The organism is Clostridium sp. (assembly GCF_050717535.1).
Classification (GTDB): domain Bacteria; phylum Bacillota; class Clostridia; order Clostridiales; family Clostridiaceae; genus Clostridium_AD.
Genome location: NZ_JBOITM010000095.1, coordinates 1 through 13508, shown reverse-complemented (window position 1 = coordinate 13508; position 13508 = coordinate 1). Strand labels below are relative to the sequence as shown.

The following is a 13508-nucleotide window of genomic DNA, read 5'->3' as shown; positions in this document are numbered from 1 at the left end:
TGTCTACTCTCCTTCTGAGTTATGCATAATATAAATATAACTCTGAATTATTTGACGGCTCCAGCCATAACCCCTTTAATAATATATTTCTGCGAAAACAGATAAAAAATAATTATTGGTATAATGGTAAGGACAAGTCCTGCCATGGCCAAATTCCATTGTATTGTAAATTCCCCGAAAAAATAGAAGGTGGAAAGAGGAATTGTTCGAAGTTTAGGGCTTCTAAGTACCAAGGATGGAAGCAAATAATCATTCCATATCCATATTACATTTAAAATAGCTACCGTAACTGTAATTGGCTTTAAGTTAGGAAATACTATTCTCCAAAACACCTGAAACTTATTGCATCCATCTATCATTGCCGCTTCTTCTAATGAACGTGGAAAGGCCTTTATAAATCCATGATATAGAAAAATGGATAAGCTAGATCCAAACCCAATGTACATAAAAATCAGTCCATAATAAGTATCTATCATTGAAAAATTAATAGCTTTTATTTCCCATCCACTCATGTACTGCATTAAAGGAATCATAACAGACTGAAAAGGAACAAGCATCGTTGCTATAAAAGTATATAATATAAAATTTGAAAGCTTTGAATTACTTCTTACTATTGCCCAAGCAGCCATAGAAGTAAGCAGTATTATTAAAACAATACTTATTATTGTCACAAGTAATGAATTTGACAATGCTTTTAAAAATTTCATCTTTTCGATCGCTGATACATAATAGGAAAAATCTAATGATTTAGGTAGTCCTATGGTATCTGTAAAAATTTCTGCTCTGCCTTTAAAGGAATTGACAACCATAATATACATAGGAAATAAGGTAAAAGCTGCGGTAAGAATTCCTAGTATAATAAATGCTTTAGATGCTTTAAATTTTACTTTCATTACATATCAACCTCCCTTTTCTTAGTAGTATAGATCTGGATAACAGTAATGACCATTATGACCAAGAAAAAGATTATGGACTTTGCCTGTGCCTGCGCATATTTGTTATAGCTAAAGGCTGTTGAAAAAATATTCATGGTTACTAATTCAGTACTTCCAAAAGGACCACCATTTGTTAATGAAAGATTAGTATCATATTGTTTGAAAGAATTTGACAGTGTGATAAATAAGCTTATTGTAAAAGCGGGTGCAATTAGCGGAAGTGTTATTTTTTTAAATTTAGTCCAGCTGTTTGCCCCGTCTATACTAGCAGCCTCCATAACATCCTCGGATATACTCTCTATAGAAGCTATGTATATTACCATTACATACCCTGCCATTTGCCATACCCCAACAACTACTAAAGCCCAAAAGGCTGCAGTAGGTTCATCTAACCAATTAAAAAATATTTTTGAGGTATGTGTAATTTCACCAAATTGCACAAAAAACTTTGTAAATATAAATTTCCATATAAAACCTAGAATAAGTCCACCAATTAAGTTAGGTAAAAAATATACACCTCTAAAAAAATTTTTGCCCTTAACCTTTGAAGTTACTAGTAGTGCTAGTGAAAGTCCCACAATGTTTACTAGTATGATCATAACAAAAGTATATTTTGTTGTAAGCCAAAAGGAGGTGACAAACTTTTTATCTGCAAATACCGCAGCATAATTTTTAAGCCCTACAAAAGTTGATCCTTTAAAAGCAAAACCATCCCAATTTGTAAATGAGTATATTATTCCCATGACAAAAGGAATAATAACTACATTTATAAATATAAACAGCGAAGGAATAACAAACAAAGAGGTAGTTATTTTGCCTTTGAGTTTTTTATTCATTATTACACTCTCCATTTCTATTTTTTATTTTTCTTAGATTAAAAGCCTCTCATGGAGGCTTTTAATCTAAGAAGGTATGCTATTTCTTTGCTGCACTAACCCAAACTGCATTTATTTCATCTAGTAATTGATCTACATTTGTTCTACCCGCATAGAATTTTTCCATTGCGCTTGAACAATCCTTGTCAACACCTGCTGGGAATAGATTGAAAGTCCATGGTATTGTCTTTCCTTCTTCTGAATATGTTGAAATTTCTTTGGAAAGAACATCTAATTTACTAGTATCAAAACCATTGTATGCTGGAATGACCTTAAACTTATCCGTTACAAATGCTTGTCCTGCTGGCTCTGTGAATAACCAATCTAGGAACTTAATTGCTCCTGCCTTCTGCGCTGCTGTAGCTGCGTTATTTACATGGAAGAAGTTTGTGTTTCCTACTGCTAATGATGCATTACCATTGATTGGCATTGGCATCATACCATATTCAAAACTAACTTTGTAATCATCAATTATTCCTTGAGCCCAGTTTCCTTGATGAATCATTGCGAATTTACCTTGTGCAAACCCTGCAACTTGATCATCATAACTGTCTTTTGCAAGATTTGTATATGGTTTTAGCTTTTCCAAATCCTGCGCATATTGTTTAACTTCTGGAATGTCTTTTAATTTTAATTTTCCATTTATAACCTTAGGAATAACTTCTTTATAGTTACTCATTGTTGCAAATGGCCAATTAAATGGTTGCATAAACTGGAAGTATGTTTCTTTGGCAAAAGCTATTGGGTTTTTAACCCCTTTAATTAATGCTAGTTTCTTGCTTGCTGCAGCTAAGTCATCCATTGACTTGATACTAGCAGGATCTACACCAGCCTCTTTAAACATTGTCTTGTTATATATTAATCCAAACCCTTCAATTGCAAGTGGTAGACCATATAACTTACCATCCTTCATGGCGTCATCAGCCTGTCCTTTAGCAACTTTTGCTGCTGATTTTGCAGAATCCATTGGGGCCATATATTTGAAAAATTTATCAAACTCACTGCCACTTCCACAAGTAAAAAGTGTAGGTGCTTTTTCTGGACTTGATGCAAACTGAGACTGCAGAGTCGTTACCAAATTATCTCCTGCTGAACCCAATATTTGAACTTCCACATCGCTTTGAGAACTATTAAATGCCTTTGCTGCCTCTTCAAGTTGAGGTTGAATTTCAACCTTATTTTGAATTACAGTAATTACTGCTTTTTCCTTTTTAGCGGTATCTGCTGTTTTTACATCCCCGCTTTTTGAAGCACATCCCGTCATAGTTGATAATGCTAATACAATAGCTAAGATAGTACTCATGGACTTTTTCATGCTAATTCCCCCTATTTTTTATTTTCTTTATGAACCTTAAAATATAGTGAATACCTTTACAACTAAGTTTTTATATAACCTGAATATTTAAAGTATATTGACATTGTATCCAAAAAATCGTATGCTTTTTATACAATGTTAACATATTTTACACTTTATTGTGGTTAATTTTTGAGAGGTGATATTTTTTGGAAGACATTTATAAGAAACTTGAATATACAATGGCTAGAAATAGGTACTCTTCTTATATCCATCCACCTTATGCCCTTGAGTGTAAGTTGGTACAAGCTATTAAGCAGATGGATTATGATAAAAGTATCCAGGTTTTGAACCAAATCAATTCACTAGAACGAGCCGAGCTGTCTAAAAGACCTCTTAGTTCTCTTAAGTATTCACTTATTGCCTCATGTACATTTTTTACACGGGCAATAATTGAAGCGGGTTTAGATACTGAGACTTCCTTTATGTTAAGTGATTATTATATTAACCTTATTGACGAAACTGCTACCACATCTGAAGTTCAAGCTTTAGAATACAAAATGTTAAATGATTTTATTATGGTTTTAAAAAAATACAAGGAAAATATTTATAATCCACTTATTAACCGTGTAATCAACTATATAAATAAAAATATTGAAAATAATTTATCTCTAGCAGAAATCTCTTCTTTTGTAAATGTACATCCAAATTATTTGTGTGCTGCTTTTAAAAAGGAAGTTAGCAAAACCTTATCTGAATATATTAATGATCAGCGAATTGCTGCCATTAAGTTGTACATGAATCACGCAAATTCAAGCATAAGTGAAATAAGCTATGCTTTTAATTTCAGTCATGTAACTTACTTCTCGCGTTTTTTTAAAAAACATACTGGATTAACACCAAGTGAATATAGGAAGCAGTGTTCAGGTACAAATTCCTTGGTGGAGGACGAAGAATAAGCACTTTATTTTTACAGTAAAATACCACCCTTAAATTACTAGGGTGGCGTTACTAATATCTCTTGTTACTAAACTAGTATTGCTTATCTGCCTTCCATGTTTCATGAAAATTAAAATAAAATTAACAGGAAATAGATGTTTTTCAAATAAAATAATCATTGATAAACTAGCTTCAATTAATCCAATCATAAAAAATAAAACATGTAAGAAAGTTTACCGTGATATCGATAAATGTAAGGTTCACCACTTGCTATAGTTTAAAAAATATCTGCATAAATATGATTTGAATAAATATATGTGTTAGTATATGAGCACAAATTGCATAAGCTAATCCTTTCTTCCAATATAAATACCCAAACCCAATGCCTCCAACCCCATTTAATAGAAAGTTTCTTATTAAAATAGGAGTAGACAATCCTAAGAGACGTGCTGTAGCAGGAAGATGACCAGCAGCAAATAAAATAGCTGCAAGAAAAATACCAGTTATATAAATCCAATTTGGAATATCCAACTTATCCTTTGATTTTGCAAATAACTTCCAAAGTATTAGTATTATTAATGACATTACAAGTAGCCTTAGCATTAATTCTTCAACTACACCTCCATATAGTATACTTGAAATAAAATATAATGGCGAAATTGTATACATTTCTATTTGTTTTGGAAGATATTGAGCAAATATGAATTTATCTGATCCAGCTATTATAAAGGCAATTACTACCCCTATTACAGCTGATAAGATTGCACTATTCTTATCGAATTTAAAATTTAATTTCAAATTTACCTTTCTCGCAAGCTTTAGTCCAATAAAAGTTGAAAAGAATGTAAATACTGTTACTTGTGCTGCTGAAAGAGCTACAATTGCTATGGTTGAACCAAATTTAGAAATCATACCTTGTTTTACTGCCTCAGTAACTGTTGAAAGTGACAATAGCCCTAAGAATATACCTGCCATAAGACCTATTAGCGTGAATATAAGAGTGATCTTTATATCTTTATTTTTCATAATTATTACCGTCCCCTTTATACTTTGAATTTCTCCATATTTTATAATATCTAGTAAATGCATAAATCATATACAATATCCCCTTTTTATTCTCGTAACTTTAACGTAATTAAGATAAAAAGGTTCATTTTAATTATATAAAAAAAATTAGTGGCTAACTTCTTAGCCACTAATTTTTGTTTTTATTATTTAATATTAGCTATTACTAATTCATTCTAAAAATTAACTACATCTACTTTTTCTACATCTTTTATAGACAAATAAGCAACAATTGCTCCTATAATTGCAAGGATAAGTGGCATTATTGTATTAGTTGCTAATGTATTTCCATTAGAACCGCTATTTAATAAACTTACTAATATAACTGCAGTTACTATTGTGGCAGATCTTGATTTTTTCCACATACCCACATATACAGGAATTAAGCACACAAAGGAGAATGCTGCTGAATTCACTACAATATTAATTAAACTTTTCACTAAAACATCCTGAGTTAATGAACCTGGAATGAAATTTATAAAAGTATTTAAAATAAACAAAATAAAATTCAAGAAAATGCTAGATAGAACCATTGATGTAAAAGCGAATATTACAACAACTGCGAGCTTTGCTGCCATAATCTTTTTTCTATTTATTGGGTAAGTAAATAAAATATTTATAGTTTTACTTTTGTATTCACCAATTATTATTCTTGATATAATCACCGCAGCAAAAATCGAAAAAACAGCTCTTACAAAAGTACCTGTAAATAAAACAACATCGCCATAATTTCTAAAAGGTATTTCCATATCGGTTTTTGATCCATATACAACTATAAATAAAAATCCTAAAATAACTAAATTTGCAATGATAACTTGTTTTACATATCCACTAATTTTAAATTTCAACATTTCTAATTTTATTAATTTAAGCACTTAACTCACTTCCTTCTAACAGTTTTAAGAAATGATCCTCTAATGAACTATTTTTCTTATTGATAGCTTCAATATCGATACCTTTTAAAATTAGAGCTTTTGAAATATCCTTTTGAGCTAACTTTAAATCATATATTCTTATTGTGGTATTATTTATAATTTTAAAATTAGAAATATTCAAATCATTTTCTAAAATATAGGCAGCTTTTGTACAATCCGCAGTAACTATTTCTACATATTCAGTATTTTGCTGCCTAACACTATCCATGGAAACTTCTTCTATTAACTTTCCTCTATTTATTATCCCTATAGTGTCTGCTATTTGTTCTATTTCACCTAAAATATGACTAGAAATTAATATTGTAATACCATATTCACTGCACAACATTTTTAATAAATTTCTACTTTCCTTGATTCCTATTGGATCAAGGCCATTAATGGGCTCATCTAATATCAAAAATTCCGGTCTAGTTATAATTGCCCTTGCAATTCCTAGTCTTTGTTTCATTCCTAGAGAAAACTTCCTAACCGCCTTATTTTCTATATCCTTTAAATTTAAAAGATCTAAAACCTTATCTATGGCGCTTTTATCATAATATCCCATGTACTCACAATGAAGTTCTAGGTTTTCTCTGCCAGTGAGCCTCTCATAAAATACAGGATACTCAATGATACTTCCTATTCGTTTCAATACTTCATAATCACCATTAGTAAGTTTCTCACCAAAAATCTCAATTTCTCCACTGCTGGGTTTAACTAGATTTACTATCATCTTCATTATTGTAGTTTTACCTGCTCCATTAGGACCTAAAAAACCGTATATCTCTCCTTTTTTAATATTCATATTTACATTAGTTACAACCTCTTTGTCTTTAAACACTTTCACTAAATTTGTTGTCCTTAATATATAATTCATGATTCATTCCTCTTTTCTCCATCTAGTATGTTTTCACAATGGATTATAACTTTATTATATAATATGGACTTCTCTTTTTTATTAAGCAAATCTTACAAAATTCTTAAGTTAGAATACAAACCGCTTACGAAAGCCCCTTGCTTTCTATAAATCAATAAGTTATTCGCTTTAACTTAAAGGTAAAGCTAGTTCTCGCGTAAGGTTTGCTCCTAAGATAAATTTCTCCACCTAGTTTTTCCACAAGCCTTTTGGTTATGGTTAGTCCTAACCCACTCCCTTGATACAATTTATTTCTTGAATCTTCAAGAGTATACATCCTCTCAAATACTTTTTCCACATTAATTTCATCAATACCTTTGCCTTTATCCAAAATCTCCACATAGGCAAAATTGTCATCATAACTTAAATTAAGACCTATGTATTTACCCAGGCTTCCATATTTAATAGCATTAGAAATTAAATTATTCATTATTCTCTCCAAGGCCTCTATGTTACCCAACACGTAAATACAAGTTTCTGGAATATTTATATCCACTTCATAACCTTTTCCAGTCAAATTTTCATAAAAGTCTAATATACTTTTTCTACAAACTTCATTAATATTAATTCTGCTTATAGAAATCTCCTTGTCTCCTGATTCTAGCTTAGCTAAATCAAAAAACTTATTGATAAGTTCAATTACTTCAAGAGTTTTATTGTGAACCTTTGAAAGCAATATTTCTCTTTCTTCCCTTGTGATATCTTTATCTAGTTTTATAGTTTCAATATATCCCAATACTACTGTAAGTGGGGTTTTTAAATCATGAGAAATATTTGAAAGCATTTTAACCATAGATAATTCTTTTTTTGTATAGTCTGCAAATACCTTTTGGCTAAAATCTAAGAGGCCATTAATTTCTACAAGTAATTGTCTAAGCGCTTTATCCTCAGTAACAACCAGAATCTTTTCGTTGGTTGTTTCCTTTTCAATTTTATTTAACTTGTTCACAATATATTTCAAACTCACAGTTCTTTCTTTTGCAATTTTATATTGAAATAGTATTATACAAACTAAAATAAAAATAATTATTAGTAATAAAATAATCATCTAATTTACCTCCAGCTTGTACCCAATACCCCACAATGTTTTTATGTATTGTGGATTTGAGGGGTCCTCTTCTATCTTTTCTCTTAGTCTTCTTATGTGGACATTGATTACATTCTCATCTCCAAAGTACTCATCTTTCCAAATAAAACTATAAATCTGAGCCTTAGTAAACACTCTATTAGGATTTTGAAAAAACAATTTTAATATATCAAATTCTTTAGAAGTAAGCGCAATAGCTTGATTGTTTTTACTAACTAAAAAGTTACCCACATCCATACTAAGCTTTCCAATTTTAATAAGCGCTAGTTGTTCTTCTTTTTCATTATTAGAATACTTTGTTGATCTTCTAATTGCAGATTTTATTCTCGCGGAAAATTCAATCATAGAAAAAGGCTTGGATATATAATCGTCTGCTCCAAGGCCTAACCCTATGGCTTTATCCACATCACTATCTTTTGCAGACATGATTAAAATAGGTACTGAACTCTTTTCTCTAATTATTTTCATAGTTTCTATACCATCTAATTTAGGCATCATTAAGTCAAGAAGGATTATGTCAAAATCGCAATTTAAATATTTAAGGATGGCCTCTTCACCGTCAAAAGCAGTTGTTACTATAAATCCATCCTTTATTAAATAATTCCTTACCATTTCGCTAATAGCAATATCATCTTCAACAATTAAAATTTTATTGTGCATAAAACCTCTACCTCATTTCGTATATACAGTTTTCATTTTTATCTTTACAAATATTATAGTGTATTTACCTATTATTATCAATAATAGGTAAATACATGAATTAATTTATTAATCTTAATCTTTTAACCGTATGATAAAGTGGCCTTTTACATTACTAATTTAATTAGTATAAATGTCCAAACTATCTTCTAGATTATAATGTCCATAATACCAACTATCCTCCTGTAATTTAATATCTTTTGCTATACATTCTTCCTTATTTCCTTTTAGCCTAAATAGAGAAATTATACTGTCACCAGTTTTTCTAGCAAATATAATACCCGCTCCTTTCAAAATGTAATTAGGTGCAAAACCAAAATTATCACCCTTAGTTATCTTTTCTACCTTTTTAGTTTTTAAATCTACAGTATATATATTGTGTGGTTCCTTTGCCCACTGCGCAGCATCATCATTCGCACTAGAAGCTGAATATATAACTTTTTTCCCATCTGGTGAGAAAGCTGGTGTCATTGTAACCATTCCTTTAGCACTAGTGTTGTATGGGTCCTTAGTAGTAGATATCATACTTTCTGGTAAAATAGGAGCAAATGTTCCCTTTATTATATCTACTGTTCCTATTGTTTTATTAACATTCATATTTCTTACACCACCATTATTAAGTACAGGTTTCTTTCCATCTAGAGGATTTATGGCTAAGTTATCACTGTATGCTAAAGCAAAAACCTGTTTATCATCACAAAGTATAAACTTATTAGTTTTTACCTCATATACACCAAACCGAACTCCATCAGCATTCATTGATCCTGATTGAGCTTTACGCCATATATAAACATAAGCTCCATCCTTTGAAATTCCAGCAACTTTAGGTACTAAGCTACTACCTGGAATATCATCACTCCATGGTTTAGCTTTTATAATTAGACTTTCCACACCAGAACTCATGTCATATTTTATAAGCCCTTTGGAATTAACATAATTATAACCAGCCTTTGTAAAATATTTATATACACTTGCATATATATTTCCTTTTCCATCACTTTCCATCTCTTCATAACGGTCCTCACTTTTAATATAAATAGAGGATGTTTTAGTTGTTAAATTAAACCCATTAAGCCCACCTTTTTCTTCTGCATATGCTAAATCAGTATTCTTTCCCCAGGTGTAACTTACTACCTTGTCAACAACTTTTATAGGTTTTTTCTGTCCCGCTATCAAATCAATTTCAGCTATAAAAAAGCTTCCATCTTTTATATAAGCAACATTTAACCCATCTGGTGAAATACTTAAATTTTCAAATGCTACACCTTTATCTACCACTACTTCCTTATCTGATTTTGATAAATTGGCTGCCCACAAACTATTATCCTTAACCATTACTGCAAAATCATTGAGATTTTTGTTTTCTTTCGTTTTAGCAAGAACACTGCCTATAAATGTTCCTGCGATTGTCATAACTAATGCAGTTGTTAGAGTTAGTAATTTTTTAGAATTTTTAATCATTCCACTCTCTCCTTTATTCGCTCTTTAATACTTGTTACCATACTCGTTCTTCGGTTAGTATTTCCTCTTTTATGGGTATTTAATATTTTTTTTACAAGCCCGCTAGCACTAGCTAATACTATTTGCAACATCCACATCAGCCATTATTAACAAAATAACAAATCTACCCTATTCGTATTTTCATCATACATCTATCCAGCTGAGCCTCAAGTAAATTAAATTTTTAATAATACTTTAATTAATTTGAATATTCTGAAAAATAATTTTTAATTATTGACATTTACTCATTTTTCTGCTAATATATTTGTAAAATGCTAAAATAAATCACACTAACATGGGGGAAAATTTATGAAATTCTCGAAACTTAACCTTACAAAAAAAGTTTTTATTGCTCTTGTTCTTGGTATCCTTTATGGAATAATTTCAAATATACTATTACCTAAAGACTTTAACCTAGGCATTAATAAATGGATATTAATTCCTGTTGGAAGTATCTTTTTCAATTTAATTAAAATGATAGTAGTTCCACTTGTTTTATTTTCTCTAATTTGTGGTTCCGCAAGTATTGGAGATACTAAAAAACTTGGAAGGGTTAGCGGAAAGATAGTATCATTCTATCTTTCAACAACAGCCTTTGCAGTTGTTATTGGACTAACACTTGCAAATCTACTTAAGCCTGGTATTGGAATGCTAATTCCAACAAGCGCTGTAGTTAAAGCAACTAAACCGCCATTTATAATGGATATATTTGTGAATATGGTTCCTTCAAACCCTTTTGATGCACTTGTGAAGGGTGATATGCTTCAAATTATAGTATTTGCCATTTTTGTCGGAGTTACAATCAGTGTCATTGGGGAACCCGCAAAACCTCTTCTTAGTATCTGCAATCAAATTAATGATGTTTTTCTAAAGATAATAGGAACTGTTATGAAACTTGCTCCCTATGGAGTATTCGCACTAATTGCAAAGGTTATCTCACTTCAAGGCCTTGATGTTCTTCTAAGTCTTCTTAAACTTGTTGGAGTTGTATATCTTGGACTTATAATTCATTGCATAGTTACATACTTTGGCGCCTTAAAATTCATAGCACATTTAAGCCCAACGAAATTTTTCAAGAAGTTTTGGCCTGTAATGGTTTTTGCATTTTCAACATCAAGTAGTAATGCAACAATACCTTTGAATCTTGAAGCATGTGAAACTAAGCTAGGTGTCAAAAAGAGTATTGCAAGCTTTACCATTCCTTTTGGTGCTACAATAAACATGGATGGAACTGCAATAATGCAAGGAGTCGCTGCTATATTTATCGCAGAAGTATTTGGAATAAAGCTTACTTTGGCAAGTCAACTTATGATAATATTATCAGCTACACTTGCATCAATTGGAACAGCCGGTGTTCCTGGTGCAGGCACCGTAATGTTAACTATGGTGGTTACACAGGTAGGGCTTCCTATTGAAGGAATTGGACTTGTACTTGCAGTAGATAGAATCCTTGATATGGGAAGAACAGTTTTAAATATAACTGGGGATGCTGTTGGTACTTGCATAGTTGCAAATTCAGAAAAAGAACTTGATTTAGATGTTTATAATTCAATGGATTCAAATGTGACAAGTAGTATGTAAAAAAAATAATGTGGCTAGTTATGTTTACACAACTCTAGCCACATTCCCAAGAATACCAAATGGTATTCTTATTTTTTTATAAACTTATATCTAAGTTAACCTTTACAGTTATCCCTTAATCCTTTTCCCATTAAATAATCATAGCCTTCCTCTCTTATAAAAGCATTATTATTAAAATCTCCCACAACCACTCTAGTACTATCTAACCATAAAGTTTTTTCTCCTCCAGTGCTTTACTATCACAATTTTAAATTAAGGAACATATTATAATGCGGGAAGTGATATTATGTCTAAATACGAAGTAAATCCTGATAATTTACATTACCATGGAAATTGGTGTGATGATTGCCATACTCATCCTACCTGTAGACTATGTCATACTAGAGCTAATGGTCCTATTGACCTTGCTGATGCTACAAGTCCTGCTGATCCAACTAGGGCTTGTAAATGTAGAGATATTGATTGTGATTGCACAGCACAAATTAGGAATGTACTAGATAAAATTTCCATAGCAGCTGAGGATATGGGTCATCCAGTAAGCCTTCAAATAAATACAACTAATGGAGGAACAACTACCAGTTCCTTAAGTAATCCATCACAATTAGGTAATGGTATAGTAAGATTAAATAATGGATACATTGTATCTTTGCGCAGTATTGCATGGATAAGAGTACTTGGCAATGCTTCTTTTGAATCTCTTGGAAGCATTACTCCACTGTCCTTATTTAATCCTATACAAACAAATTGTGAACAAGTTTATGAAAAAGAAATTAGAGATAATCTATTAATTGGAACTACTTATAATTTTATGGTGGGTGGTACTACCACTGGAAACAGCCGTCTTAATGTCAAAGCTGTCGGTATAATATTTGCTGGTGTCTCAGCCACTAGTACGGACACTGCAATTACAAGTTGTAAAATAGAAATAGTAAATCCTCCAATCGCATAATATCAATTGAAATTAATTTAAAATGAAGAATCCTATTTTGTAACTACGTAAATTTATCTGTAAATACTGTTGACATCTATACAGTTCTATTATATAATAACAAATGTCGTCGGGGTGTAGCGCAGCTGGGAGCGCGCGTGGTTTGGGACCATGAGGTCGCAGGTTCAATCCCTGTCACCCCGACCAAGTAAAGAGTTGTCATTAGACGACTCTTTTTTTATTATAAATTTTCATTACAGATGAAGCCGTTCTACAATGCATACAAGGTCTCCTTAAATCAAACAATGTTTTAGGATACATATTAAATGCATTATCCTAAGGTGGTCTCAGAGACTCCATTACATAGGTTTTTAATGGCTAACTTAATTATATCATCCTACTCTCTCAGATTATTATTAATAACTCTCATTTATATAAACTAACTTGATTATTTTTACGCAAAACAAAAGCTACTAAGTTAAACTTAGTAGCTTTTATTTATAACCTGGCGATGACCTACTCTCCCACAAAGTTACCCCTGCAGTACCATTAGCGCATTGAAGCTTAACCGACCTGTTCGGTATGGGAAGGGGTGTTACCTTCATGCCATAATCACCAGATAGAGAATATAATATTCTCTGAAAATTGCACAGTGTATTAATTTTCGCATTATCTTTAAATAACTTGGTCAAGCCCTCGACTTATTAGTATTAGTCAGCTGAACATGTTACCATGCTTACACCTCTAACCTATCAACCTGGTGTTCTTCCAGGAG

Annotated in this window: 12 protein-coding genes, 1 tRNA gene and 2 rRNA genes; 4 read left to right on the top strand and 11 right to left on the bottom strand. The window is 31.4% G+C overall.

Annotation, left to right across the window (positions count from 1 at the left end; all coding sequences use genetic code 11):
• Window positions 1-47: 47 nt before the first annotated feature.
• The 3 genes from ACREVU_RS21180 to ACREVU_RS21170 form a co-directional block, all read right to left on the bottom strand.
• Window positions 48-893, bottom strand: a complete 846-nt coding sequence (locus tag ACREVU_RS21180) for a carbohydrate ABC transporter permease (protein ID WP_431553587.1) — start codon at window positions 891-893, stop codon at window positions 48-50.
• Window positions 893-1771, bottom strand: coding sequence for a carbohydrate ABC transporter permease (locus ACREVU_RS21175; protein ID WP_431553586.1), 879 nt, complete (start codon window positions 1769-1771; stop codon window positions 893-895). The genes ACREVU_RS21180 and ACREVU_RS21175 overlap by 1 nt, the downstream gene beginning before the upstream one ends.
• Window positions 1772-1850: 79 nt before the next feature.
• On the bottom strand, window positions 1851-3125 hold the full coding sequence (locus ACREVU_RS21170; protein WP_431553585.1) for an ABC transporter substrate-binding protein: 1275 nt from the start codon (window positions 3123-3125) through the stop codon (window positions 1851-1853).
• A gap of 188 nt (window positions 3126-3313) precedes the next feature.
• Between ACREVU_RS21170 and ACREVU_RS21165 the strand changes: the two genes are divergently transcribed.
• Window positions 3314-4063 carry a helix-turn-helix domain-containing protein gene (locus tag ACREVU_RS21165; protein ID WP_431553584.1) on the top strand — a complete coding sequence of 250 codons (750 nt, stop codon included), beginning with the start codon at window positions 3314-3316 and terminating at the stop codon, window positions 4061-4063.
• Window positions 4064-4313: 250 nt separating this feature from the next.
• On the opposite strand, the gene ACREVU_RS21160 is transcribed toward ACREVU_RS21165, so the two are convergent.
• The 6 genes from ACREVU_RS21160 to ACREVU_RS21135 all read right to left on the bottom strand — a co-directional run bounded on the left by ACREVU_RS21160 (window position 4314) and on the right by ACREVU_RS21135 (window position 10185).
• Entirely contained in the window at window positions 4314-5069 is a 756-nt protein-coding gene (locus ACREVU_RS21160; RefSeq protein ID WP_431553583.1) for a CPBP family intramembrane glutamic endopeptidase, read from the bottom strand.
• A 215-nt stretch (window positions 5070-5284) separates the two neighbouring features.
• The gene (locus ACREVU_RS21155; RefSeq protein WP_431553582.1) at window positions 5285-5983 is read right to left on the bottom strand and encodes an ABC transporter permease; all 699 of its coding nucleotides are present in this window, start codon (window positions 5981-5983) and stop codon (window positions 5285-5287) included.
• The gene (locus ACREVU_RS21150; RefSeq protein ID WP_431553581.1) at window positions 5976-6899 is read right to left on the bottom strand and encodes an ABC transporter ATP-binding protein; all 924 of its coding nucleotides are present in this window, start codon (window positions 6897-6899) and stop codon (window positions 5976-5978) included. The genes ACREVU_RS21155 and ACREVU_RS21150 overlap by 8 nt, the downstream gene beginning before the upstream one ends.
• Before the next feature lie 151 nt (window positions 6900-7050).
• Window positions 7051-7986: a sensor histidine kinase gene (locus ACREVU_RS21145; RefSeq protein ID WP_431553580.1), complete on the bottom strand. Its 936-nt coding sequence runs from the start codon at window positions 7984-7986 to the stop codon at window positions 7051-7053.
• Window positions 7987-8685: a response regulator transcription factor gene (locus ACREVU_RS21140; protein WP_431553579.1), complete on the bottom strand. Its 699-nt coding sequence runs from the start codon at window positions 8683-8685 to the stop codon at window positions 7987-7989.
• A 159-nt stretch (window positions 8686-8844) separates the two neighbouring features.
• A complete protein-coding gene (locus ACREVU_RS21135; protein ID WP_431553578.1) occupies window positions 8845-10185 on the bottom strand; it encodes a TolB family protein in 1341 nt (446 codons plus the stop codon).
• 348 nt (window positions 10186-10533) lie between these two features.
• Here ACREVU_RS21135 and ACREVU_RS21130 point away from each other — a divergent pair, with 348 nt between their 5' ends.
• The 3 genes from ACREVU_RS21130 (at window position 10534) to ACREVU_RS21120 (ending at window position 12940) form a co-directional block, all read left to right on the top strand.
• Entirely contained in the window at window positions 10534-11805 is a 1272-nt protein-coding gene (locus tag ACREVU_RS21130; protein WP_431553577.1) for a dicarboxylate/amino acid:cation symporter, read from the top strand.
• A gap of 286 nt (window positions 11806-12091) precedes the next feature.
• A complete protein-coding gene (locus ACREVU_RS21125; RefSeq protein ID WP_431553576.1) occupies window positions 12092-12754 on the top strand; it encodes a hypothetical protein in 663 nt (220 codons plus the stop codon).
• Between the two features lie 110 nt (window positions 12755-12864).
• Window positions 12865-12940 (top strand) — tRNA-Pro (locus tag ACREVU_RS21120).
• Between the two features lie 296 nt (window positions 12941-13236).
• Here the strand turns inward: ACREVU_RS21120 and rrf are convergent.
• Window positions 13237-13353: ribosomal RNA gene (gene rrf, locus ACREVU_RS21115) — 5S ribosomal RNA — on the bottom strand.
• 64 nt (window positions 13354-13417) lie between these two features.
• Window positions 13418-13508: ribosomal RNA gene (locus ACREVU_RS21110) — 23S ribosomal RNA — on the bottom strand; the annotation flags it as partial.